23 protein-coding genes are annotated in these 22893 nt (G+C 68.9%); 12 read left to right on the top strand and 11 right to left on the bottom strand.

Annotated elements, in window-relative coordinates; all coding sequences use genetic code 11:
- Window positions 1-4 precede the first annotated feature (4 nt).
- The 4 genes from AC04MD_RS16980 to AC04MD_RS16965 are packed head-to-tail and all read right to left on the bottom strand — an operon-like array spanning window position 5 to window position 2713.
- A complete protein-coding gene (locus AC04MD_RS16980) occupies window positions 5-958 on the bottom strand; it encodes a 5-oxoprolinase subunit C family protein (RefSeq protein WP_475498443.1) in 954 nt (317 codons plus the stop codon).
- Window positions 955-1653 carry a 5-oxoprolinase subunit PxpB gene (gene pxpB, locus AC04MD_RS16975; RefSeq protein WP_475498442.1) on the bottom strand — a complete coding sequence of 233 codons (699 nt, stop codon included), beginning with the start codon at window positions 1651-1653 and terminating at the stop codon, window positions 955-957. The genes AC04MD_RS16980 and pxpB overlap by 4 nt, the downstream gene beginning before the upstream one ends.
- Window positions 1650-2057 (bottom strand): HIT family protein, encoded by a 408-nt coding sequence (locus tag AC04MD_RS16970; RefSeq protein WP_475498441.1) that lies wholly within the window; start codon window positions 2055-2057, stop codon window positions 1650-1652. The genes pxpB and AC04MD_RS16970 overlap by 4 nt, the downstream gene beginning before the upstream one ends.
- Entirely contained in the window at window positions 2054-2713 is a 660-nt protein-coding gene (locus AC04MD_RS16965) for a dienelactone hydrolase family protein (protein WP_475498440.1), read from the bottom strand. The genes AC04MD_RS16970 and AC04MD_RS16965 overlap by 4 nt, the downstream gene beginning before the upstream one ends.
- Before the next feature lie 268 nt (window positions 2714-2981).
- Between AC04MD_RS16965 and rimO the strand changes: the two genes are divergently transcribed.
- Both rimO and AC04MD_RS16955 read left to right on the top strand, forming a co-directional pair.
- Window positions 2982-4343, top strand: a complete 1362-nt coding sequence (gene rimO, locus AC04MD_RS16960; protein WP_475498439.1) for a 30S ribosomal protein S12 methylthiotransferase RimO — start codon at window positions 2982-2984, stop codon at window positions 4341-4343.
- Window positions 4340-5167 (top strand): DUF3025 domain-containing protein, encoded by an 828-nt coding sequence (locus AC04MD_RS16955; protein WP_475498438.1) that lies wholly within the window; start codon window positions 4340-4342, stop codon window positions 5165-5167. The genes rimO and AC04MD_RS16955 overlap by 4 nt, the downstream gene beginning before the upstream one ends.
- 3 nt (window positions 5168-5170) lie before the next feature.
- Here AC04MD_RS16955 and greB read toward each other — a convergent pair whose 3' ends face one another.
- Genes greB through AC04MD_RS16940 form a run of 3 tightly spaced genes read right to left on the bottom strand, consistent with a single transcriptional unit; the run spans window position 5171 to window position 7589 of the window.
- Complete coding sequence (greB, locus tag AC04MD_RS16950) at window positions 5171-5674, bottom strand: transcription elongation factor GreB (RefSeq protein WP_475498437.1); 504 nt, start codon at window positions 5672-5674, stop codon at window positions 5171-5173.
- Window positions 5674-6078, bottom strand: a complete 405-nt coding sequence (locus AC04MD_RS16945) for a hypothetical protein (RefSeq protein WP_475498436.1) — start codon at window positions 6076-6078, stop codon at window positions 5674-5676. The genes greB and AC04MD_RS16945 overlap by 1 nt, the downstream gene beginning before the upstream one ends.
- A gap of 8 nt (window positions 6079-6086) precedes the next feature.
- Window positions 6087-7589, bottom strand: a complete 1503-nt coding sequence (locus AC04MD_RS16940; RefSeq protein WP_394696813.1) for a helicase HerA-like domain-containing protein — start codon at window positions 7587-7589, stop codon at window positions 6087-6089.
- A 135-nt stretch (window positions 7590-7724) separates the two neighbouring features.
- Between AC04MD_RS16940 and AC04MD_RS16935 the strand changes: the two genes are divergently transcribed.
- Window positions 7725-9305, top strand: coding sequence for a transglycosylase SLT domain-containing protein (locus AC04MD_RS16935; RefSeq protein ID WP_475498435.1), 1581 nt, complete (start codon window positions 7725-7727; stop codon window positions 9303-9305).
- Between the two features lie 229 nt (window positions 9306-9534).
- Here AC04MD_RS16935 and AC04MD_RS16930 read toward each other — a convergent pair whose 3' ends face one another.
- From AC04MD_RS16930 to AC04MD_RS16920, 3 genes are all read right to left on the bottom strand, one after another.
- Complete coding sequence (locus tag AC04MD_RS16930; protein WP_475498434.1) at window positions 9535-10074, bottom strand: REP-associated tyrosine transposase; 540 nt, start codon at window positions 10072-10074, stop codon at window positions 9535-9537.
- Window positions 10075-10331: 257 nt separating this feature from the next.
- Window positions 10332-11174 (bottom strand): archaetidylserine decarboxylase, encoded by an 843-nt coding sequence (gene asd, locus AC04MD_RS16925; protein ID WP_475498433.1) that lies wholly within the window; start codon window positions 11172-11174, stop codon window positions 10332-10334.
- Complete coding sequence (locus AC04MD_RS16920) at window positions 11171-11824, bottom strand: SCO family protein (protein WP_475498432.1); 654 nt, start codon at window positions 11822-11824, stop codon at window positions 11171-11173. The genes asd and AC04MD_RS16920 overlap by 4 nt, the downstream gene beginning before the upstream one ends.
- Window positions 11825-11962: 138 nt before the next feature.
- On the opposite strand from AC04MD_RS16920, the gene prmB reads away from it, so the two are divergent.
- The 7 genes from prmB (at window position 11963) to AC04MD_RS16885 (ending at window position 19707) form a co-directional block, all read left to right on the top strand.
- Window positions 11963-12892 carry a 50S ribosomal protein L3 N(5)-glutamine methyltransferase gene (prmB, locus tag AC04MD_RS16915; protein WP_475498431.1) on the top strand — a complete coding sequence of 310 codons (930 nt, stop codon included), beginning with the start codon at window positions 11963-11965 and terminating at the stop codon, window positions 12890-12892.
- Window positions 12893-13031: 139 nt separating this feature from the next.
- Window positions 13032-14135 carry a chorismate synthase gene (aroC, locus tag AC04MD_RS16910; protein ID WP_475498430.1) on the top strand — a complete coding sequence of 368 codons (1104 nt, stop codon included), beginning with the start codon at window positions 13032-13034 and terminating at the stop codon, window positions 14133-14135.
- A complete protein-coding gene (locus tag AC04MD_RS16905; protein ID WP_475498429.1) occupies window positions 14128-15168 on the top strand; it encodes a 2-hydroxyacid dehydrogenase in 1041 nt (346 codons plus the stop codon). The genes aroC and AC04MD_RS16905 overlap by 8 nt, the downstream gene beginning before the upstream one ends.
- 77 nt (window positions 15169-15245) lie before the next feature.
- Window positions 15246-16271, top strand: coding sequence for an aspartate-semialdehyde dehydrogenase (locus tag AC04MD_RS16900; protein WP_475498428.1), 1026 nt, complete (start codon window positions 15246-15248; stop codon window positions 16269-16271).
- A gap of 86 nt (window positions 16272-16357) precedes the next feature.
- The gene (locus AC04MD_RS16895) at window positions 16358-18070 is read left to right on the top strand and encodes a type IV pilus assembly protein FimV (protein ID WP_475498551.1); all 1713 of its coding nucleotides are present in this window, start codon (window positions 16358-16360) and stop codon (window positions 18068-18070) included.
- Between the two features lie 18 nt (window positions 18071-18088).
- Window positions 18089-18910 (top strand): tRNA pseudouridine(38-40) synthase TruA, encoded by an 822-nt coding sequence (truA, locus tag AC04MD_RS16890; RefSeq protein ID WP_475498427.1) that lies wholly within the window; start codon window positions 18089-18091, stop codon window positions 18908-18910.
- Between the two features lie 164 nt (window positions 18911-19074).
- The gene (locus AC04MD_RS16885) at window positions 19075-19707 is read left to right on the top strand and encodes a phosphoribosylanthranilate isomerase (RefSeq protein ID WP_475498426.1); all 633 of its coding nucleotides are present in this window, start codon (window positions 19075-19077) and stop codon (window positions 19705-19707) included.
- 2 nt (window positions 19708-19709) lie between these two features.
- On the opposite strand, the gene AC04MD_RS16880 is transcribed toward AC04MD_RS16885, so the two are convergent.
- Window positions 19710-20594, bottom strand: a complete 885-nt coding sequence (locus AC04MD_RS16880) for a LysR family transcriptional regulator (protein WP_475498425.1) — start codon at window positions 20592-20594, stop codon at window positions 19710-19712.
- 98 nt (window positions 20595-20692) lie between these two features.
- Between AC04MD_RS16880 and trpB the strand changes: the two genes are divergently transcribed.
- Together trpB and trpA are read left to right on the top strand one after the other, a co-directional pair.
- The gene (gene trpB / locus AC04MD_RS16875) at window positions 20693-21904 is read left to right on the top strand and encodes a tryptophan synthase subunit beta (RefSeq protein WP_475498424.1); all 1212 of its coding nucleotides are present in this window, start codon (window positions 20693-20695) and stop codon (window positions 21902-21904) included.
- A gap of 148 nt (window positions 21905-22052) precedes the next feature.
- Window positions 22053-22847, top strand: a complete 795-nt coding sequence (gene trpA, locus AC04MD_RS16870) for a tryptophan synthase subunit alpha (protein WP_475498423.1) — start codon at window positions 22053-22055, stop codon at window positions 22845-22847.
- The last annotated feature ends 46 nt before the right edge of the window (window positions 22848-22893 follow it).

Here is a 22893-nt window from a genome sequence, read left to right as displayed (position 1 = left end):
TACCTCAGGCCTGCAGGCGCTGCGCAATGGCGATGCGCAAGCGTGCAAGGCGATGCGCATGTTCGCGGGCCAGCGAACGCGCCTGTTCGCGCGTGACCGGCTCGAAATGCACCGGTTCGCCGGGGCGCAGTTGTGCGGCCCGTCCCAGGTCGCAGGCGATCACGTGGCCCAGTCGCGGATAGCCGCCGACGGTCTGCGCGTCGGCCAGCAGCAGGATCGGCTGCCCGTCGGGGGGCAGTTGCAGCGTGCCGACGGCGACCGGCTCGGAGACGCCATGGCCAGCGCCCGCGACGAGGACGGCCCCGGTCAGCCGCAGGCCCTGCCGGTTGCTGTCGGCATGCGTCCGCCAGCCTTGCGCCGACAACGCGGATGCGACGGGATCGGAGGACGGCACATAGCGCAGGACATGGCGGTCCGCCATCCACGGATCGTCCACATCGATCCACCACGCGGGAAACGCGGGTGCTTGCGCGCGTAAACGTATGCTGCCGCCATCGCCGATCGGCAGCCGGTCGCCAGCGCTGAGCGTACGACCATCCTCGCCGCCGAAGCCGCCGCGCAGATCCGTGCTGCGGCTGCCCAGGACCAGGGAGGTGTCGATGCCGCCGGCCACGGAGAGCCAGGCACGCAATCCGCCGCGCACGGCACCCAGTTTCAGCTCTCCCGCGGGCAGGTCCAGCGGTCGACCCATCGGCAACGGAACGTCGTTCCACCATGCGGTCAGCGCGGCACCGGTCAGCGCGATGCGGCAAGCGCGCGACAGTCGCAGTCGCGGTCCCTGCAGCGCGATCTCCAGTCCGGCATCGCCCTCATCATTGCCGACCAGCCGGTTCGCCATCGCCAGCGCGGCCGGATCCATCGCGCCCGCGCGCGCCACGCCCAGATGCCGCATGCCATGACGACCTTGATCCTGTACGGTCGTCTGCACGCCTGGCGACAGCACCTGCCAGACGCTCACGGCGAGGCCGCCATGCGACGGAAGGTGGCCTCATCGATCGGCACGAAGCGCACGCGATCGCCGGGCTGCAGCAGCGCGGGTTGCGCGCGCGCGGCATCGAACAGCACATGCGGTGTACGCCCCAGCAATCGCCATCCCCCCGGGCTTTCACGTGGATAGATGCCCGTCTGCGCGCCGCCGACCGCGACCGAACCCGCCGGCACCCGTGTGCGCGGCGTGGCCAGGCGTGGCAGCGCCAGCACAGGATCCAGTCCGAGCAGATAGGGGAAGCCGGGGGCGAAGCCGATCATCGCGACCGTGTAGACCGTTGCGCTGTGGCGCGCGACCAGTGCGTCGGCGTCCATGCCGAGCTCCTGCGCCGCATCGACGAGGTCCTCGCCGTACTCGCCGCCGTAGCACACGGGAATCTCGTGCAGGCTGCCGTCGTCAGTGGAGCGCGATGATCGGTCCGAAAGCAGGGCGGCTACGAGGTCGGCGACCACGGCGTGGGGATCGTCGCCGGCGACGCGGTCGACATCGAAGAACACCGCGAGGCTGGCGTAAGCCGGCACCAGATCGCGCAGCCAGGGAGGCGAGCCGTCGCGCAGCCGTGCCGCCAACCAGTGCACCTCGGCGTTGAGCTCCACATCGATGCGCTCGCCCAGGCGCACCAGCAGGCCATCGTCGGCGAGCGGTTCGAACCGCGGTGTGCTCATGCCAGGCGCTGGCGCCAGCGTTCGATTTCGGTCGCCAGTTGGTCCGGCGCATGCCGGACCGCGCTGCCATTGCCCCACACCGGGCCCGGCCACGCCGCGTCGCCGCCGTGGCGCCCGACCAGATGGACATGCAACTGGCGCACGATGTTGCCGAGCGCGCCGATGTTGAGCTTCTCCACGCCGGGCTGCGCACGGATCAGCTGGCCGGCCTGGTTGATCTCGGCCAGCAGCAGGCGTTGCTGCCCGCCATCCAGGTCCAGCCATTCGCTGACGGCGTTCACGCGAGGCACCAGCACCAGCCAGGGATAGCGCGTGTCGTCCATCAGCCGCACCTGCGACAGCGGGCCATCGGCGATGAAGGCGCTGTCGGTGGCGAGGCGCGGGTCGAGCAGGAAATCGGTCATGCGAGGTTCCGGGTGAAGAAATCCAGCGTACGTTCACGCGCCAGCCGCGCGCTCGAAGGTTCGTAGTCCGCGCGCAGGTCGCAGTTGAAGCCGTGCCCGGCAGGATAGGTGAACAGGTCCATCTGCGGGAGCCTGTCGCGATGCGCCTGCACCATGTCCGGCGGGATCGATGCGTCCTGTTCGCCGAAATGGAACATCACCGGCGCCCGCGGCGCTTCATCCAGGAACGGCAGGTTGCGCGCGCCGTAGTAGCTCGCCGAGGGCAGTCCCAGCCGCAGTGCCGCGAGCAGGGCGACGGTGCCGCCCCAGCAGTAGCCGACCGTACCCACCGGGCGATGCGCCGCCAGCGCATCGGCCGCCGCGCGGGTGATGTCGGTGGCGCGCTCCAGGCCCACGGCGTCTCTCAAGGCGCGCCCGCGTTCGACGCCCTCGGCGTCGTAGCCCAGTTCCACGCCGGGTTCGATCACATCGAAGTAGGACGGCGCCAGGACGGCATAGCCCTCGAGTGCGAAGCTCTCCGCTACGCTGCGGATATGCGCGTTGACGCCGAAGATCTCCTGCACGAGGACCAGCGCGCCGCGCGGCGTCCGGGACGGGTCCGCGCGCCAGGCGGCGATTCGCCCGTGCGGCGTGTCGAGGTGGGTCCACTGGCCCATACGGGATCCTCAGGCGGAATGGCATGAAGTGTAGGCGCAACCGGCTCACCGGGCTGCGGAGCCGCCGCAGCGCCGGATCCGATGGCGACGGCGGCTATGGAGCGCCGGTGGAAACACGGACGAAGCTGCCCACGCGGCCGGTCTACATGGAGCAGACACCCTCCGCGGAGGAGCAGCCGGGCATCGGAGGCTGAACGGTCCGGCCGGGCCCGATGGAGCCGGGCGGCTATAATCCGCGCCCCGTACACGCCGCCGCCGTACCGTCTCCATGTCCCTGCAGAACCCCAAAGTCGGCTTCGTCAGCCTCGGCTGCCCGAAGGCCCTGGTCGATTCCGAGCGCATCCTCACCCAGCTGCGCGTGGAGGGGTACGACATCGTGCCGACCTACGATGCGGCCGACGTGGTGGTGGTGAACACCTGCGGCTTCATCGATTCGGCCGTGGCCGAATCGCTGGACGCCATCGGCGAGGCGATGAACGCGAACGGCAAGGTCATCGTCACCGGCTGCCTGGGCAAGCGCCCGGAACAGATCCGCGAGCAGTACCCCGACGTGCTGGCGATCAGCGGCCCGCAGGACTACCAGAGCGTGATGGAAGCGCTGCACGAAGCGCTGCCGCCGAAGCACGATCCCTTCGTCGACCTGGTGCCGGACTACGGCATCAAGCTGACCCCGCGCCACTACGCCTATCTGAAGATTTCCGAAGGCTGCAACCACCGCTGCAGCTTCTGCATCATTCCGTCGATGCGCGGCGACCTGGTCTCGCGTCCGGTCGATGACGTGCTGCGCGAGGCCGAGCGGCTGGTGCGCGGCGGCGTGAAGGAACTGCTGGTGGTCTCGCAGGACACGTCGGCCTACGGCGTGGACGTGAAGTACGCCGAACGCGAATGGCGCGGCAAGGCCTACCAGACCCGTATGAAGGCGCTGTGCGAAGGACTGGGCGAACTCGATGCCTGGGTGCGCCTGCACTACGTCTATCCGTATCCGCATGTCGACGACATCGTGCCGCTGATGGCGGAGAACAAGGTGCTGCCGTATCTCGACATCCCGTTCCAGCACGCCAGCCCGCGGATCCTGAAGCTGATGAAGCGGCCGGGTGCGGTCGACAAGACACTGGAGCGCGTGAAGCGCTGGCGTTCGATCTGTCCCGACATCACCCTTCGCTCGACCTTCATCGTGGGTTTCCCCGGTGAGACCGACCAGGAGTTCGAAGAACTGCTGCAGTTCCTCGACGAAGCGCAGCTCGACCGCGTCGGCGCGTTCGCCTATTCGCCGGTCGAAGGTGCCGAGGCCAACCTGCTGCCCAACTCCGTGCCGGAAGCGGTCAAGCAGGAACGCCTGGCGCGCTTCATGGAGAAGCAGGCGGAGATTTCCGCCGCGCGGCTGGAAGCGAAGATCGGCACGGTGCAGCAGTGCCTGGTCGACCTGATCGAGGACGATATCGCCGTAGCGCGTTCCAAGGCGGATGCGCCGGAGATCGACGGCCTGGTGCACATCCAGAACGGCGGTGAACTGGGCCTGCGCGTCGGCCAGTTCGTCGACGTGGAGATCACCGAAAGCGACGAGCACGACCTGATCGGCGATGCCATCGTGGCAAGGGATGGCATGCCGCTCGACATCAAGGTGCTGTGACCGCGTCGCCGGATGCGCTCAGCGCCGGTAATGACCGGCGTCGTTTCGTCGCGCCACTACGCGGGCAGGTGGGTGCCGTGTGTTTCCGGCATCCGCTGTTTGATGGATACGGCGAGTATCTGGATCTGGTGACGGCCGAACGGTGGCCGGAGATCGAATCCCTGAATGCCCGGATGCAGGCGTCCGGCCCCCGATTCGTACCGCAGGCTGCGACCCTGCTCGCCGACGGCCTGCACTACGAAGCGCGTATTGCGCAGGGCCACATCGCCACGCGAACCGAGAACTGGCACGACCTGTTCAACGCGATGGTCTGGATGCGTCACCCAGACCTCAAGCACGCCCTCAATAAACAGCAGTGCCGGCAGATCGAACGGATGGGCACGCGTGAGCGCAGTCCTGCGCAGCAGGCGCTGACGCAGTTCGACGAAAGCGGCGTCATCGTGCAGGTGCGCGACAGGGCGCTGCTGGACCTGTGGGACCGGCATGACTGGACGGCACTGTTCTATGCGAACGCCGGTCGCTGGCGCGATGGCGGCATCAGCGTCGCGGCCGTGGTCGGGCATGCGCTGATGGAGCAGATGCTGGTGCCGGGGCGACGGTTGGTCGGCAAGTGCCTGGTGGTGCTGGGCGACCCGGTCGACAGCGTCGCACGCGCGGTCGAGTCGATCGTGGCAGGGACGAGTCTCGTCACGCCGACGGAACTGCGTCCGTTGCCACTGTCCGGCATTCCCGGGTGGCATGCGGAACAGGGTGAGGCGTTTTACGCGGAGGCGGACTACTTCCGGCCGCTGCGCGAGGGTCGCGTTTACCCGCAGCCGCTGTGAGGATCAGCCGGCGTAGCCGACATCCACCAGTACGAACTGCGTGAGGCCGCCGGGCAGCTCCACGGCGAACTCATCGTCGATGCGCTTCTTCAGCAACGCGCGGGCCATGGGCGAGTCGATGCTGATCCAGCCGCGCGCCGCGTCGGTCTCGTCGGGGCCGACGATGCGGTAACGCGAGGTTTCGCCGCTGGCGACATTCTCCAGTTCGACCGTGGCGCCGAAGAACACCGCGTCCGGATCGCTGGGTGCGGTATCGACCACGCGCAGCACTTCCAGCCGCTTGCTCAGATAGCGCACGCGGCGGTCGATCTCGCCGAGTTGCTTCTTGCGGTAGGTGTACTCCGCGTTCTCTGAGCGGTCGCCTTCGGCCGCGGCGGCGGCCAGTGCCTTCACCACCTCGGGACGGCGTACGCGCCACAGGTCGTCCAGTTCCGCCTTCAGACGGTCGTGGCCTTCGCGGGTGATCAGGGCGGTGCTTTTCTCGCCGGGCGGGCGCCAACGGGACATCAGTCGTTTCCGGTGTCGTCGAGTGCGCGACGCAGCGTGCGGCCGCGAGGGTCCTCGACCGGCTCGATGCAGCTGCCGATGGTCAGCACCAGCAGGTCGTCGTCGTGGATCGCGAACTCCAGCGGTTGCGCCGGTACGTCGTCGGGCGTGAGCTGTACGCAGGTGCCATTCCAGGTCACGGACCAGCGTCCGTGGCGCACGGGTGTCGCCTGCAGGTCGTCCTGACAATGCAGCTGCAGCGCATAGTGTCCGTCAGCACTCAGGGACAGCAGCGCATCCTGGGATGCGCAGACGCGGTCCGTTACGGTGCCGAAGAACTGGCCAGCGAAGGTCGCGGGCGTCGGATTGGCGGCAGCGGCGGCAAGCGGCATCGAGCAGACCGAGAGAGCGGACAGCCACTTCATCCGTGTGATCAACGGCGTCCGCCGAAGATGCTGCCCAGGATGCCGCGCACGATCTGGTTGCCCAGCTTGGTGCCGACCGTGCGCGTGGTCTGCTTGGCCATCGTCTCGATCATGCCCTGGCGGCGCTTGGTACCGAACACCGCGTCCTTCACCGCCTGGCCGAAGCCGCCGGCATCGGGATCATCCTTTTCCGTCTTCGCGGCCGGCGCGTTGGCAGCCTGCACGGCCGTCTCGGCGCGCTTGGCCAGCATCTCCGCCGCCGATTCGCGGTTCACCGCCGTGTCGTACTTGCCGCCCACCGGGCTGTTGTTGCGCACCTGCTGCCGCTCGGCCTCGTTGATCGCGCCCATCCGGCAGCGCGGCGGCGACACCAGCGTCTGCTGCACCGGCGAGGGAATGCCCTTGTCCTGCAGCGTCGACACCAGCGCCTCGCCGGTACCCAGCGTGGAAATGGCCTGCGCCACGTCCAGTTTCGGGTTCGGTACGAAGGTCTGCGCGGCGGTCTTCACCGCCTTCTGGTCGCGCGGAGTGAACGCGCGCAGCGCGTGCTGCACGCGGTTGCCCAGCTGGCCGAGGATGTTGTCGGGCACGTCATCTGGGAACTGCGAGCAGAAGTACACACCGACGCCCTTGGAGCGGATCAGGCGCACCACCTGTTCGATACGCTGCTGCAGGGCGGGTGGCGCGTCGTCGAACAGCAGGTGCGCCTCGTCGAACACGAACACCAGCTTGGGCTTGTCCAGGTCGCCGACTTCCGGCAGCGTCTCGAACAGTTCCGACAACAGCCACAGCAGGAAGCTGGAGTACAGGCGTGGCTTCAGGATCAACTGGTCGGCCGCCAGGATGCCGATGACGCCGCGGCCATCGGTGTTCGTGCGCATCAGGTCGGTCAGTTCCAGCGCCGGTTCGCCGAAGAACATCTCGCCGCCTTCCTGCTCCAGCCGCAGCAACGCGCGCTGGATGGCGCCCACCGACTGCGTGCTGACCAGGCCGTAGCTGGTGGAAATGTCCTTGCGCTCGGCGGCGACCAGGCCCAGCAGCGCGCGCAGGTCTTCCAGGTCGAGCAGCAGCAGGCCGCGGTCGTCGGCGAGCTTGAACACGATGTCCAGCACGCCGCTCTGGGTGTCGTTCAATTCCAGGATGCGCGAGAGCAGGGTAGGGCCCATCTCGCTGACAGTGGTGCGGACCGGATGGCCGAGCTTGCCGTACAGGTCCCAGAACACCACCGGGCTGGCGATCGGCGCGTAGTCGGCGATGCCGATGTCCTTCGCCCGCTGCATGACGCGCTCGCTGCCGTCGCCGGCTGCGGCCAGGCCGGCCACGTCACCCTTCACGTCGGCCATGAACACGGGCACGCCCATGCGCGAGAAGCCTTCGGCCAGGGTCATCAGCGTCACCGTCTTGCCGGTGCCGGTAGCGCCGGCCACCAGGCCATGACGGTTGCCGAACTTCGGCAGCAGCGTGACCGGGATATCGTCCGTGATGCCCTTGCCCAGCAGGATCGGATCCATGTGCAACCTCGCGTGGTGATGGCGGGATTCTAGCCGCTGGAAACCGCCTCCGGGATAAAGACCCGGGACGTCCGGCCTTGCCCGGGGCGCGCGGGCAGGGCTACCCTCCCGGCTCACACTCTGGATGCATACCTGATGTCGTTTGCGGTTCCTGCCTGTCTGCGCCACTGGCCCGTCGTGGTCGCCCTGTCCCTGCTGTTGGTATCGCCGGTGTCGCTGGCCCAACGCGTGTCCGCACGCGATCGCGCGGCCGCAGAAGCGCTGGAACAGCGCATGGCCGCCGCCGAGAAGCGTTACCGCGATGGCCTGGTGCTGGTCGCCAACAGCGATCCGCGTGGCGCGACCGAAAGCGATGCGGCGCTGGAAGACATGGAAGACGTGCTGGCCGCCTGCGTGCAGCAGCGCGGCTGCCAGGTGCCCACCTTGCTGGCAACGTACAAGCGCCTGCTGAAGGGTAATGCCGATGCGCAGGGCGAAGACGACGAAGGCGAGGGCGAGACCATCGATGCCCTTGACGACGGGACCGATCATGCGGTCCCCGGCAGCGCTGCGATCCCGGAGACGGCGCGCACTGCCGCGCTGCTGAACGACCAGCGGCACGCCTTCGACCGCATGGTGGAGTACAACCCGGCGATCCAGGCCGGCATCCGTCGCTGGCTGACCGACATGCGCCCGGCGCTGATCGACAGCTACGAGAACTACCAGAACATGCGATCCGAGCTGTATCCGGCCTGGGAGCGCAGCGGTCTGCCGGAAGCCTTGCTGTTCGGCATCATGGCGAAGGAATCCAACGGACGCGTGCATTCCACTTCGCGCGCCGGCGCGGCGGGACCGATGCAGTTCATGTTCCACACCGGCGTCCGCTTCGGCCTGGGACGCGATGCGAGCGGCTTCGACACGCGCTACGACCCGTACGCCTCGGGCCAGGCGAGCGCCGAGTACATGAACGAGCGCATGCGCGGCCTCAACAACAACATCGAGCTGGCACTGGCCGCCTACAACGGCGGCGAAGGCCGCGCCGCACGCGTGTACCGCGAGAACAGCGGCCTCGGTTTCTGGGACGACGTGGTCTACAGCCAGTTCCCCGGCGAGACGCGCGACTACGTGCCGATGGTGATCGCGGCGGCCTGGTTGTTCCTGCACCCGCGCCAGTACGGGCTGGAGTTCCCCAAGGTCAACGCGCAGCCGGCGTCGCTCAAGCTGGCGCGCGACGCGTCGATCTACGAGCTGACCATCTGCCTGGGCAATGGCGGCACGCGCGAGGGCTACATGCGCACGCTGCGCAACCTCAATCCGCGCTACCAGCCGGAAGCCTGGATCCCGGCCGGCACCACGCTCAAGGCCAATGCGCGCATCGCCGGCTTGTACACGCGCCACTGCGTGAATGGACCGCGTGCGGAACTGGCGCGCACGCTGGTGAGCGCCGATCCCGCCGCCGCCATCCGGCGTGCTTCGCGCTCGGGCAGCGTCGCCGTGGGCGACGTGACGCCGGTCGCCGGCGTGCCGACCACGGTCGCCTCCGGCGAACCCCAGCCCGCGGAACCGAAAGCCAAGCAGGCACGTGATTACCGGGTGGCGAAGGGCGACACGCTGGGCCGCATCTCGCAGCGGTTCCAGTGCGACCTGAAGAAGTTGGCGCAGGCCAACAAGCTGAAGGCGCCTGCGTACTCGGTGCGGCCGGGCCAGGAACTGAAGCTGGAGAGCTGCAGGAAGTAGCGTGCGCCATGCGCACGACTGATGTCGGCCTGCTTGAGGTCGTGCGCGCGGCGCACGCTACGTTCGCGGGTGTCCAGCGTGTCGATGTGGCAGATGGCGTGGCGGTTCCGTTCGTGCCTGTCCATGGGATGTCGCGCGGGACCGGTAATGAGGAGCCGTCGGCCGTAGCGTGCGCCATGCGCACGACCGCGCGATGTCGGCCTGCTTGAGGTCGTGCGCACAGCGCACGCTACGGTTCGCCTGAATCGAGGGCTTCCATGTCTTGGGTGGCTCGCCAGTCCGGAGGATAGGTGCCCGTGCGGACGTGCCGGTCGATACTCGAATAGGGCCACGACGCGGGTGCGTCCGCATGGCCATGCTTGACCGGATTGAAGTGGATGTAGTCCATATGCCGGCGCAGGTCATCGGGGTCGCGGATCAGATGTTCCCAGTAGCGTCGCTGCCATAACCCGCTTTCGCGACGCGCGACCATCGCGCAGGTGCGTGCCATCGGCGGAAGCCCGGCCAGTTGGGATGTCCTGCGCTTGATGATCGACCAGCGTCGTGGATAGTCGGTATCGCCTTCCGGAAGCGTCCAGAGCACATGAAGGTGGTCCGGCAGCAGGACCCAGGCCGGCATCGAGAACGGCAGTGCTTGCCTGACCTCCCGCATCGCCGTGCCGAAGGCCGAGATCACGCGCGGGTCTGTCAGCAGGGGACGCCGTCGTGCGGCGACGACCGTGAAGAACCAGGTTGCGCCTGGCGTGAATACGCGTCGGAAACTCGCCATCCTTGGCTGCCTGTCGGAGAGAACAGGTGGTCATGATGCGGTCCATCGAGCATCGGTGCCATTAACAATGCGCTCGGGATCGCGGGTGGGACAAAGCGATTGGCGGAGATGCATCGTGCAGTCGTGCGCACGGAGCACGCTACGATCGTGACGGAACGCCCCACGTAGCGTGCGCTGCGCGCACGACTATGGGATGCCTGGAGGGCTCGTGCACGTGTGATGCATCGTGCGGTCGTGCGCATGGCGCACGCTACCCGTTATCGTAGCCGGGCGAGCGCCTGTCCCAGCCGGACCGGAGATTCCGCCTTCAACTCCGGCGCCATCTCTGCCACGCCCGGCGGCAGCAGCACGATGACCGTCGATCCGTAATTGAAGCGGGCCATCTCCGCGAATCGCTCCAGCGTGATGCCCTTGCCGCGGTAGTCCTTGCGGGTGATCGCGGTGCCGTAGGCGGGAATCTCTTCGCCGCTCCACACGGTTTCCACGCCGGACACGAGCAGCGCACCGACCATCACCGACACCATCGGGCCGAAATCGGTGTCGAAGTGGCAGACCAGGCGCTCGTTGCGGGCGAACAGGCGCGGCACGTTCGCCACGGCGTCGGTGCCCACGCTGAAGAGACGGCCGGGCACGTGCACGGTTTCGCGCAGCGTACCGGTCCACGGCATGTGCACGCGGTGGTAGTCGCGCGGCGACAGGTAGACGGTGGCGAACAGGCCGTTGCGGAACGGCTCCGCCGCCGCCGCATCGCCCAGCAGCTCGGCCGCGGTGAACGACTGGCCCTTGGCCTGGAAGATGCGGCCGTCCTCGATCGGGCCGCACTGGCTGATATGGCCGTCGGCCGGCATCAGCAGCGCGCGCGGATCCGCGTCGGCGACGCGCGCGCCCGGCTTCAGCGCGCGGGTGAAGAAGGCATTGAAGCTGGGGTAGGAACGCGGATCGGGATTCGCGGCCTCGCCGAGGTCGACGTTGAATTTCTTCGTCACCGTATCGATCAGCCAGCGGCTGGTGCCCGGCGAGGTGGAATACGCCAGCCGGCGCGCCAGCGACGACAGGAAACGGTGCGGCAGGACGTAGGTCAGCGAGGTCAGCAGGCTCATTTCGTCGACGCCTCGGTCAGCGCGCGCATGTCGGCGGCGATCGCCTTGGGCTGGAAGGGCGGGCGGATCAGGCCGGCCAGGCGGCCCTGCGGGTCCAGCACGCCGATCGCCGAGGAGTGGTCCATGCTGTAGTCGTTCGGATTCTGATCGAAGCCGTCGCCCGGCACCTTCATGAAGACGAAGCCCAGCGACTTGGCGAAGTTCTCCAGCGTCGGCACGTCGGCTGTGGCCGCCATCGTGTCGGGATGGAAAGCGTGGGCGTACTCGCCGATGCGGGTCGGCGTGTCGCGCTCGGGATCGACCGACACGAACAGCACGCGCGGGCGGGTGGAGTCGGGCAGGTCCTTCCACTGCGCCTGGGCCTGCGCCAGTTCGGCCAGCGTGGTCGGGCAGACGTCCGGGCAGAAGGTGAAGCCGAGGAAGACCAGCGTCCAGTGGCCTTTCAGTTCGCCATCGGCGAGCTGGGTGCCGTCGGACTGGCGCAGCGAGAACGGCGGCAGCGGGCGCGCCTGCGGGAACAGGGTGACGGTCTGCGTGGGCGGCCACACGGTGGCGGGCGTGACCGGGCCGAAGAACGTCTGCGCGGCCAGCAGGCCCAGGCCGGCGGCCAGCGCCAGGACGAGGATGAGGCCGATCTTCTTGTTGAACATGCGCTTGGGATTCCCACGAACGAGGGGCGCGGCCGGTGGGCCGGGGCCGCATGGGCGCGGCACGAAGGCGGCCATGATACCGGGGCAGCCCCTATAATCGGCGGCCTTCGCCGTTCCGGCGTCTTCACAAGCCTTGCCATGACCGCCGACGTCGCCGCCGAACTGCACACCATCATCGACCTGATCCGCTACGGCGCCAGCCGGTTCAACGCTGCCGGACTGACCTTCGGCCACAGCTACGACAACGCGCTGGACGAATCGTCGCACCTGGTGCTGCACACGCTGCACCTGCCGCCGGACCTGGGTCCGGCCTACGGCCAGGCACGCGTCACCGGCGCGGAGAAGGCGCAGGTGCTGGCGCTGTTCGAGCGCCGCGTCAACGAGCGCATCCCGGTCGCCTACCTGACCGGCGAGGCCTGGTTCGCCGGCCTGAGCTTCAAGAGCGATGCGCGCGCCCTGGTGCCGCGCTCGCCGATCGCCGAGCTGATCGAAGCCGGCTTCGAGCCCTGGCTGGGCGGCCGCGAGGTCAACCACGCGCTGGACCTGTGCACCGGCTCCGGCTGCATCGCCATCGCGATGGGCCACTACAACCCGGACTGGCAGGTCGACGGCGTCGACATCAGCGACGACGCACTGGCGCTGTCGGCCGAGAACAAGGCGCGCCTGCTGGCCGACAACGTGCAGTTCATCAAGTCGGACCTGTTCGCCGGCCTGACCGGCCGTCACTACGACCTGATCGTCACCAATCCGCCCTACGTCACCAACGACGAGACCGACGCGCTGCCGAAGGAATACTCCTTCGAACCCGAACTCGGCCTGCGAGCCGGCGACGACGGCCTGGACCTGGTGCTGAAGATCCTGCGCGACGCACCGTTGCACCTGAGCCAGGACGGCCTGCTGATCTGCGAGGTCGGCGAGTCCGAGCGCGCGCTGGTCAAGCTGCTGCCGGACGTCGAATTCGCCTGGATCGAGTTCAAGGTCGGGCAGATGGGCATCTTCGCCGTCGAGTGCGCCGAGCTGATCCGCCACAACGCGCACATCACCGAACTCGCCGCCGCCCGAAAATAAGGCCGCACGCGCGTCGCACGGCACCCGCAGCGGTTGCGAACGCAACCGTCGCGGCCGGCGTTGGCGCACTGCACAATAGGGCGGCCGGTATGCGATGCTTCAACGCCCGGCACCGGTGGTTCCACCCGCGGAGCGGCGCTTGAGCAGCAACAGTTTCGGAAAACTCCTCACGGTCACCACGTTCGGCGAATCGCACGGGCCGGCGATCGGCTGCGTGATCGACGGCTGTCCGCCGGGCCTGGAGATCGCGCCCGAGGAGTTCCGCCACGACCTGGAGCGCCGTGCCACCGGCAAGTCGCGGCACACGTCCGCGCGCCGCGAGGCCGACGAGGTCGAGATCCTCAGCGGCGTGTACGAAGGCCGCACCACCGGCACGCCGATCGCGCTGCTGATCCGCAATACCGACCAGCGCAGCAAGGACTACGCCGACATCGCGCGGCAGTTCCGTCCCGGCCATGCCGATTACACCTACTGGCAGAAGTACGGCATCCGCGACCCGCGCGGTGGCGGACGCTCGTCCGCGCGCGAGACCACGATGCGCGTCGCGGCCGGCGTGATCGCCAAGAAGTGGCTGTTGCAGCGCTATGGCGTGACCGTGCGCGGCTACCTGTCGCAGCTGGGGCCGATCACGCCTGAGGGCTTCGCCTGGGGTGCGGTGGAAGACAACCCGTTCTTCTGGCCGCATGCGGCGCAGGTGCCGGCGCTGGAAACCTACATGGACGCGCTGCGCAAGTCGGGCGATTCCATCGGCGCGCGCGTCAATGTCGTCGCCGACGGCGTGCCCGCCGGCTGGGGCGAACCGATCTACGGCAAGCTCGACGGCGACCTCGCCGCCGCGCTGATGAGCATCAATGCGGTGAAGGGCGTGGAGATCGGCGACGGCTTCGCGGCGGTGACCCAGAAGGGCACCGAGCATCGCGACCTGATGACGCCGGACGGCTTCCTATCCAACCATGCCGGCGGCATCCTCGGCGGCATTTCCACCGGGCAGCAGGTCACCGCGTCCATCGTGCTGAAGCCCACCTCCAGCCTGCGCCTGCCGGGCGCGACGGTAGACGTCGACGGCAACACCGTGGACGTCATCACCACCGGCCGCCACGATCCCTGCGTCGGCATCCGCGCCACGCCGATCGCCGAGGCGATGATGGCGCTGGTGCTGATGGACCAGGCGCTGCGCCATCGCGCGCAGTGCGGCGACGTCGGCGACGTGCCGCCGCAGGTTCCCGGTCGAGTCGATGGCTGAGCCGAGGCCGCGCGTCTGGGTGTCGCAGCCACTGTTCGACGACATCGTCGGACGGCTGGCGGCGCACTTCGACGTGCAGTCGACGACCGAGGTCACCGAGTACACGCCGCAGGCCATCGCCGACGCGCTGCGCGACAGTGCGGGTGCGCTGGTGACCCTGAACGAGCGCATCGGCGCGCAGGAAATCGCCGCCGCCTCGCAGCTGCGCGCCATCGCCAACGTCGGCGTGGGCTACAACAATCTTGACGTTGCCGCGCTGACGCAGGCCGGCATCGTCGCCACCAATACGCCGGACGTGCTGACCGAGACGACGGCGGACTTCGGCTTCGCGCTGCTGATGGCGACCGCGCGCCGCATCACCGAGGCCGAGCGCTGGCTGCGCGACGGGCACTGGCAACAGTGGTCGTTCGGCACGCTGCTCGGCGCCGACCTGCACGGCAGCACGCTGGGCATCGTCGGCATGGGCCGGATCGGGCAGGGCATCGCCCGCCGCGCGCGCGGGTTCGACATGCGGGTGCTGTACCACAACCGCAGCCGCCTGCCCGAGGCCGTCGAGCAGGAGTGTGGTGCGGAGCACGCCAGCTTCGACGACGTGTTCGCGCAGGCCGACCACGTGGTGCTGGTGCTGCCGTACTCGCCGCAGGTGCACCATCTGGTCGATGCCGCGGCGCTGGCGAAGATGAAGCCCACCGCCACGCTGGTGAACATCGCCCGCGGCGGCATCGTCGACGAGGTCGCGCTGGCCGACGCGCTGGCGAACGGCCGCCTGGCCGCGGCCGGCCTGGACGTGTACGAAGGCGAACCCGCCGTGCGTCCCGAACTGCTCGCGCTGCACAACGTGGTGCTGACCCCGCATATCGCCAGTGCCAGCCTGGCCACGCGCCGTGCGATGGTCTCGCTGGCGGTGGACAACCTGATCGCCGCGCTCGGCGAAGGTCCGGATGCGGGCCATCCGCCGACGCCGGTCAATCCGGACGCGCTGGCCATCGCTGGCACCATCAAAACCACCACCGCCAAACGACAGGGAGCCTGAGGCACGGCCGCAGGTTCCCCGAACACAGCCTTCTCCTGTCTGCTGTCTTCACTCCTTTCTCGCGAACACCATCTTCCATGAGCAACCAGAACCGTACCTTCAATGTCGCCGTCGTGGGCGCCACCGGCGCCGTCGGCGAAACCATGCTGTCCATCCTCGCCGAGCGCAATTTCCCGATCGGCACGCTCGTCGCGCTGGCCTCCGAACGCTCCGCCGGCAGCAGCGTCGAATTCAACGGTGAGAAGATCACCGTGCAGGACCTGGCCACGTTCGACCCGGCCGGCATCGACATCGCGCTGTTCTCCGCCGGTGGCGGCATCTCCAAGGAGTTCGCGCCGAAGTTCGCGGCCGCGGGCGCCGTGGTCATCGACAACTCCTCGGCCTTCCGCTACGACGCCGACATCCCGCTGGTGGTCAGCGAGGTGAACCCGGAGCAGGTGCAGAACCGCCCGCGCGGCATCATCGCCAACCCGAACTGCTCGACCATGCAGATGCTGGTGGCGCTGGCGCCGATCCACCGCAAGGTCGGCATCGAACGCATCAACGTGGCGACCTACCAGTCGGTCTCGGGTGCGGGTCGCTCGGCATTGGAGGAACTCGGCCGCCAGACCGGCGCGCTGCTGAACTTCCAGGACCCGGATCCGCAGCGCTTTCCGGTGCAGATTGCCTTCAACCTGATCCCGCACATCGACGAGTTCCTCGACAACGGCTTCACCAAGGAAGAGATGAAGCTGGTGTGGGAGACCCGCAAGATCCTCGGCGACGACCGCATCCAGGTGAATCCCACCGCGGTGCGCGTGCCGGTGTTCTACGGCCATTCCGAAGCCGTCGCCATCGAGACGCGCGAGAAGATCACCGCCGCCGACGCGCGCACGCTGCTGGAAGCCGCGCCGGGCATCGAGGTGGTGGACGACCGCGCGCCGGGCGGCTACCCCACGCCGGTCACCCATGCCTCCGGTACCGACGCCGTGTACGTCGGCCGCATCCGCGAGGACCTCTCGCACCCGCGTGGCCTGAACCTGTGGATCGTGTCCGACAACATCCGCAAGGGCGCGGCCCTGAATGCCGTGCAGGTGGCCGAGCTGGTGGCGAAAAACGGCTGAGCCGCTATAGTCGTGGCCGGGAAAACTTGGGGAAGGCCGTGAAACCGAAGCACAGACCTCGGGCGGCAAGACTCCACCTGGCCGGCATGATCGGGCTGGGGCTGGCGTTGCTGAGCAACGCCGCCCTCGCGCTCGGCCTGGGGGAGATCAAGGTCAAATCGCAACCCGGCCAGCCGCTGCTGGCCGAGATTCCGGTCATTTCCAGCGAGCCGGGCGAGCTTGAGCAGCTGCGCGCGCGCCTCGCGTCGCCGGTGACGTTCGAACGCGTCGGCCTGCCGCGACCGCAGGGCCTGGTGAACGAGCTGGATTTCGCGGTCGCGCTCGACGACGCCGGACGCCCGGTCGTGCGCGTCACCAGCCGCACGCCGGTGGACGTTCCCGCCGTGAATTTCCTGATCGAGGTGGATTGGGGGCAGGGCCGGCTGGTGCGCGAGTATTCCGCGCTGGTCAGTGCGCCTGGCACCCTGGCGGCTGCCGAGCAGCCGGTGATCGATGCGCCGGCCGCCGCGCCGACGGACACCATCAGGCGGCCGGTCGAACCCGTGGTCACCCAGCTGCCCGAACCTGCGTCGACACCGCGACCCGCACCGGAGCCGCCAGCGCGCCCCACGCCTGCACCGGCACCCGTGGTGGCGGCAGCACCGACGCCTCCCGTCGCGCCCGACGGCACGCTGGCGCCGGTGCGCCGTGGCCAGTCGCTGTCGCAGATCGCCGCGCCGCTGGCGCGCGAACAGGGCTATACGCTGGACCAGGCGATGGTCGCGCTGCTGCGGGCCAATCCCGAGGCTTTCATCAACGGCAACCTCAATCTGCTGAAGCAGGGCGCGGTGTTGCGCGTGCCGGAGGCGGCGGAAGCGCAGACCATCCTCGAAAGCGAAGCCGCCGCGCTGGTGCGCAGCCAGATCGCCGAGTGGCGCAGCGCGCGCGCGCCGATTCCGCAGCCGGCGGCTGTGGTCGAGCCGGCGGCCACCCCCACGCCAGCCGCGCCGTCGCGCGCGCCGGCAGTGGCGGACGCGCGGCTGGAAATCGCACCCGCGGCCACGAGCACGTCGGGTTCTGGAACGCAGTCCGGCGTCAGCGCCGGCGGTGAGGGCGAGATGTTGGCGAACGAACAGTTGCAGCAGTCGAAGGAAGACCTGGCCGCGCGCGAAGCCGAGGTGCAGGAACTGCGCTCGCAGGTCGCGGACCTGGAGAAGCTGAAGGCGCAGCAGGAGAAGCTGCTGGCCATGAAGGACAGCGACCTGGCCGCCGCGCAGCAGCGGCTGGCGCAGAGCAATGGCAGCGATGGTGGCGTGCCGGTCTGGGCGTGGGCGGGCTTCGGCCTGCTGTTCGTGGGCGCGCTGGCCTGGGGGTTCGCCCAGCGCCGCCAGCGCGTGTCGCCGGCACCGGTGCCGCGCAATCCGGTTTTCGACAAGGCGCCGGCGGACAGTCGTGCCGCGGAGCTCGCCGCCGCGATGCCGCAGGCGACGCCCGAGCCCGAACCCGAGCCGGTGCGCACGCCGAGTCCCGTACTGGAACCGGCCGTCGTCGTGCCGCCCGTGGCAGCACCCAAGCCCGCGCCGAAGGCCGCACCCGCACCGGCGCCGGGACCCACCTGGCATGCGGGCGGCAGCGCCACACCGGCCGCTCCGGTCGCGTCGCCGCAGGCCCCCGCCGGTCGCGATCGCCTGGAACTGGCGGTGGCCTACCTCGATCTCGGCGACGTGGCGACCGCGCGCGACCTGTTGAACGAAGTCGCGGCCGGCAACGATGCGATCGCACGCGATGAAGCCCTGCAGCTGCTGCGCGATATCGGCTGACAGGCAGGGAGCGATGCAGTGACGCGCTACGCGCTGGGCGTCGAGTACGACGGCAGCGGATTCCAGGGCTGGCAACGACTGACCAAGTCCGGCATGCCGGACGACACCACCGTGCAGGCGGCGCTGGAAGGCGCGCTGTCCTCGGTCGCCGATGCGCAGGTGGACACGATCTGCGCCGGGCGCACCGATGCCGGCGTGCACGCGCAGTGCCAGGTGGTGCATTTCGACAGCGACGTCGCGCGTACGCCGCGCAGCTGGCTGCTCGGCGCAACCGCGCGCCTGCCGCCGGCGGTCTGCGTGCGCTGGTGCCAACCGGTCGCCGAGGATTTCCATGCGCGTTTCTCCGCGCGCGCGCGCCGTTATCGCTACACGCTGGTGAACCGGCTGGCGCGCCCGGCACTGGAGCGGCACTACCTGAGCTGGGAGCGGATCCCGCTGGATGCCGATGCCATGCACCGCGCCGCACAGGGGCTGCTGGGCGAGAACGACTTCAGCGCCTTCCGCACCGTCCACTGCCAGGCGCCGCACGCGATGCGCAACCTGCATGCGATCACGGTGACCCGGCAGGGCGAGCGCGTGATCGTCGAGGTGCAGGCCAACGCCTTCCTGCACCACATGGTCCGCAACATCGTCGGCTCGCTGCTGGTCGTGGGACGCGGCGAACGGCCCGAGGGCTGGATCGGCGAACTGCTGGCCGGCCGCGATCGCACCGTGGCCGGACCGACCGCGCCGCCCGACGGCCTGGTCTTCGTCAGTCCGCTGTATCCGGCGGAGTGGGCATTGCCGATCGAAGTGACCTTGCAGGACACGCCAATCCCAGCCGCCACGCCCTCACTGTAGGAGCGGGCCATGCCCGCGATGCTTTTTATCCACCCCAGCCCTGCGGAAAAGCATCGCGGGCATGGCCCGCTCCTACAGCACCAGAAGTGGAGGGCATCGCCCGATCCCTCGCGATCTTCCGAAACCGGCTACGCTTCCGCGACGCCCGACAGGTCCTTCCCGCCATGCATACGCGCATCAAGTTCTGCGGGCTGACCCGCGCCGAGGACGTCCGCCTGGCGGTGGAGCTGGGCGTGGACTACGTGGGCCTGGTGTTCGCGCCGCACAGCCCGCGCCGGCTGCTGCTCGGCCAGGCGCGCATGCTGCGCGACCTGGTACCGGAGGAGATCACGGTGGTCGCGCTGGTGATGGACAACACGCGCAGCGATGTCGAGCACATCGTCGAATCGCTGCAACCGGACCTGCTGCAGTTCCATGGCGGCGAAGACGATGCTTTCGCGACCTCGTTCGGTCGCCCGTACTGGAAGGCGATCGCGATGGGCGGGCAGGACGAGAGCGTCTTCGCCAGCCTCTCGGACTATCCCGGTGCGCACGGGTTCCTGTTCGACGGCCATGCGGCGGGCGAGCAGGGGGGCAGCGGGCAGCGCTTCGACTGGCGACGCATGCCGACCTCCACCGACAGGCCGTTCCTGCTGGCGGGCGGGCTGTCGCCGGAGAACGTCGCCCTGGCCCTGCGCACGGCGCGGCCATGGGGCGTTGACGTGTCCAGCGGCATCGAGAGTGCGCCCGGCGTCAAGGATGCGGACCGGATGCGCCGCTTCGTCGACGCCGTGCGCGAGGCCGACATCCGCGGCTGACGTCAGGCCAGCGTGGCGCGTAGCCAGCCGGCCAGTGCCGCGATACGCGGATCGTCGTTGCCACGCACCGCGCAGAGCGCCCACGTGCCGCCCGTGTCGACGAACCCCCATGGCGCGACCAACCGCCCGCTGTCCAGATCCGCCTGGACCAGTTCGCGCGGCGCGATCGCGACGCCCAGGCCGGCGACGGCCGCTTCCAGCAGGTAAGTCAGGTGGTCGAAGCCGGCACCGAGCCGAAGGGTGGCGGCATCCAGCCCATTGGCGTCGAACCAGCGCGGCCACGCTTGCGGGCGTGACGCGGTATGCAGCACGGCTTCGTCGCTCAGCGCGCTGGCCGATGCGCCCTTCAATTCCGCGAAGCGGGCGTGGCGCGGACTGACGACGGGGCCGATCCGTTCGGGGGCCAGCGGGTGCACGTCCCAGCCGGCCGGCCAGGGCGCTTCGCCCAGCAGCAAGGCCGCATCCAGCCCACTCAACGCCGTATCGAAGCCGCTCTCCTGGGCCGAGAGATGCAGCTTCAGATCGGGCAGATCGGTGGCCAGCGGTTCCAGCCGCGGGATCACCCAGCGCGCCAGCAGGCTGCCGGGACACCCCAGTACCAAGGCGGCAGGACGCCGGTCGCGCTGCAGCGCGGCCCAGCCGGTCTGCAGTGTCGAAAGGGCATCGCCCGCCAGGTCGCGCAGGCGCTGGCCGTCGGCGGTCAGCGCCAGGCCACGCCCGTCGCGGACGAACAGCGGTCGGCCCAGCGCGGTTTCCAGCGTGCGGATATGGCGACTGACGGCGCCGTGTGTGACATGCAGTTCGGCGGCGGCCCTGCTGACGCTGCCCAACCGGGCGGCCGCCTCGAAGGCGCGGAGGGCATTGAGCGGGGGCAGAGGGCGCGACATGGTGTGAGTTTAAGTCACGGGTTGGTGATATTTCATCGATTTCATGGGCGGAACCTGTGCGCTAGAGTGACGGCTCATCCGCTCCCGTACGACCTGCCATGGCTGCCCCCGCCGATTACCACGCCTATCCCGACGCCCGCGGCCACTTCGGCCGGCATGGCGGCCGTTTCGTCGCCGAGACCCTGATCGGGCCGCTGCAGGAGCTGTCGGCCGCCTACGACACCGCGCGGGTCGATCCGGCCTTCATCGCCGCCTTCGACAAGGACCTGAAGCACTACGTCGGCCGGCCCAGCCCGATCTACCACGCCGAACGCCTGAGTCGCGACGTCGGCGGCGCGCAGATCCTGCTCAAGCGCGAAGACCTGAACCACACCGGCGCGCACAAGATCAACAACACCATCGGGCAGGCGCTGCTGGCCAGCCGGATGGGCAAGAAGCGGATCATCGCCGAGACCGGCGCTGGCCAGCACGGCGTCGCCAGCGCCACCGTCGCCACCCGGCTGGGGCTGGAATGCGTGGTCTACATGGGCGCCACCGACATCGAGCGGCAGAAGATCAACGTCTACCGCATGAAGCTGCTCGGCGCGACAGTGGTGCCGGTGACCAGCGGTTCGGCCACGCTGAAGGACGCGCTGAACGAGGCGATGCGCGACTGGGTGACCCACGTGCACGACACGTTCTACATCATCGGCACCGTCGCCGGTCCCGATCCGTATCCGCGCATGGTGCGCGACTTCAACGCCGTGGTCGGCCGCGAGGCGCGCGCGCAGATGCTGGCCGACTACGGCCGCCTGCCGGATGCGATCACCGCCTGTGTCGGCGGCGGCAGCAATGCGATCGGCCTGTTCCATGCCTTTCTCAACGATCCCGGCGTGCGCATCGTCGGCGCGGAAGCGGCGGGCGACGGCATCGAAACCGGGCGCCACGCCTCGTCGCTGTCGGCGGGCCGCATCGGCGTGCTGCACGGCAACCGCACCTACGTGATCTGCGACGACGACGGGCAGATCATCGAAACGCATTCCATCTCTGCCGGCCTGGATTACCCGGGCGTCGGGCCGGAGCATGCGTTCCTGAAGGACAGCGGGCGCGCGGAGTATGTCGGCGTCACCGACGACGAAGCGCTCGCCGCCTTCCATCGCCTGACCCGCACCGAGGGCATCCTGCCGGCGCTGGAATCCAGCCACGCGGTCGCCCAGGCCATCAAGCTGGCGCGCGAACTGCCCAAGGATCAGCTGGTGCTGTGCAACCTGTCCGGTCGTGGCGACAAGGATGTGCATACGATCGCGGCGCGTGAGGGCATTTCGCTCTGACGCCTTTCTCCCTCTCCTTCAAGGGGAGGGCCGGGGAGGGGATGGTGTGTGTTTTCCCGAGCGTGCTGATCATTCCTACCACACCATTCCCACCCAACCCTCCCCTTGAAGGAGAGGGCTCTGAAGCTAGATCTCCTGGACGTTTCCGATGAGCCGTTTCGAACAGAAATTTGCCGAACTGAAATCCACCGGTCGCAAGGCGCTGGTGCCGTTCATCACCGCCGGCGATCCCTCGCTGGAATCCACCGTACCGGTAATGCACGCGCTGGTCGCCGCCGGCGCGGACGTCATCGAACTGGGCGTGCCGTTCTCCGACCCGATGGCGGACGGTCCGGTGATCCAGCGCAGTTCGGAACGCGCGCTGGCGCGCGGTGCCGGCCTGCGCTATTTGCTGGAGGCAGTCGAGGTGTTCCGCCAGCAGGACGACGGCACGCCGATCGTGCTGATGGGCTACCTGAACCCGGTGGAGATCCACGGCCCGGAGCGGTTTGCCCGTGAAGCGGTCGCGGCCGGCGTCGATGGCGTGCTGCTGGTCGATTTGCCGCCCGAAGAGGCCGAAGAGACGCGCGCGGTTTTCAGCCGGGAAGGGCTGGCCCTGATCGCGCTGGCCTCGCCGACGACGTCGCCCGAGCGGCTGCGGATGCTGTGCGAGACCGCGCAGGGCTACCTGTACTACGTCAGCTTCGCCGGCGTGACCGGTGCCTCCGACCGGCTGGACACCAACGCGGCGGGCGAACGGCTGAAGCAATTGCGGGCGGGCTCGCGGGCGCCCGTCGTGGCGGGTTTCGGCATCCGGGACGCCGACAGCGCCCGCGCGATGGCGACCGACGCCGATGGCGTCGTGGTGGGCAGCGCGCTGGTGGCGGCGCTCGCCGAGGCCGTCGATGCGCCAGCCACGGCGGCGGCCTTCCTGGCGCCGCTGCGGGCGGCGCTGGACGGATGAACCACCGTACGGCTGTGCACGGACGACTGAGCTAAACTGCCGCGCT

It is taken from the genome of Pseudoxanthomonas sp. LjRoot206, from assembly GCF_056175725.1.
This window is presented reverse-complemented; position numbering and strand designations above follow the sequence as displayed.

Bases quoted from the DNA above. Each gene is read 5' to 3' on its own strand.
- AC04MD_RS16945 (WP_475498436.1), bottom strand. From the start codon at position 6,078: ATGAAGTGGCTGTCCGCTCTCTCGGTCTGCTCGATGCCGCTTGCCGCC.
- AC04MD_RS16930 (WP_475498434.1), bottom strand. From the start codon at position 10,074: ATGGCGAGTTTCCGACGCGTATTCACGCCAGGCGCAACCTGGTTCTTC.
- greB (WP_475498437.1), bottom strand. From the start codon at position 5,674: ATGTCCCGTTGGCGCCCGCCCGGCGAGAAAAGCACCGCCCTGATCACC.
- AC04MD_RS16880 (WP_475498425.1), bottom strand. From the start codon at position 20,594: ATGTCGCGCCCTCTGCCCCCGCTCAATGCCCTCCGCGCCTTCGAGGCG.
- AC04MD_RS16885 (WP_475498426.1), top strand. From the start codon at position 19,075: ATGCATACGCGCATCAAGTTCTGCGGGCTGACCCGCGCCGAGGACGTC.
- trpA (WP_475498423.1), top strand. From the start codon at position 22,053: ATGAGCCGTTTCGAACAGAAATTTGCCGAACTGAAATCCACCGGTCGC.
- AC04MD_RS16935 (WP_475498435.1), top strand. From the start codon at position 7,725: ATGTCGTTTGCGGTTCCTGCCTGTCTGCGCCACTGGCCCGTCGTGGTC.
- AC04MD_RS16970 (WP_475498441.1), bottom strand. From the start codon at position 2,057: ATGACCGATTTCCTGCTCGACCCGCGCCTCGCCACCGACAGCGCCTTC.
- AC04MD_RS16895 (WP_475498551.1), top strand. From the start codon at position 16,358: ATGATCGGGCTGGGGCTGGCGTTGCTGAGCAACGCCGCCCTCGCGCTC.
- AC04MD_RS16900 (WP_475498428.1), top strand. From the start codon at position 15,246: ATGAGCAACCAGAACCGTACCTTCAATGTCGCCGTCGTGGGCGCCACC.
- AC04MD_RS16965 (WP_475498440.1), bottom strand. From the start codon at position 2,713: ATGGGCCAGTGGACCCACCTCGACACGCCGCACGGGCGAATCGCCGCC.
- trpB (WP_475498424.1), top strand. From the start codon at position 20,693: ATGGCTGCCCCCGCCGATTACCACGCCTATCCCGACGCCCGCGGCCAC.
- AC04MD_RS16905 (WP_475498429.1), top strand. From the start codon at position 14,128: ATGGCTGAGCCGAGGCCGCGCGTCTGGGTGTCGCAGCCACTGTTCGAC.
- AC04MD_RS16920 (WP_475498432.1), bottom strand. From the start codon at position 11,824: ATGTTCAACAAGAAGATCGGCCTCATCCTCGTCCTGGCGCTGGCCGCC.
- rimO (WP_475498439.1), top strand. From the start codon at position 2,982: ATGTCCCTGCAGAACCCCAAAGTCGGCTTCGTCAGCCTCGGCTGCCCG.
- prmB (WP_475498431.1), top strand. From the start codon at position 11,963: ATGACCGCCGACGTCGCCGCCGAACTGCACACCATCATCGACCTGATC.
- asd (WP_475498433.1), bottom strand. From the start codon at position 11,174: ATGAGCCTGCTGACCTCGCTGACCTACGTCCTGCCGCACCGTTTCCTG.
- pxpB (WP_475498442.1), bottom strand. From the start codon at position 1,653: ATGAGCACACCGCGGTTCGAACCGCTCGCCGACGATGGCCTGCTGGTG.
- AC04MD_RS16940 (WP_394696813.1), bottom strand. From the start codon at position 7,589: ATGGATCCGATCCTGCTGGGCAAGGGCATCACGGACGATATCCCGGTC.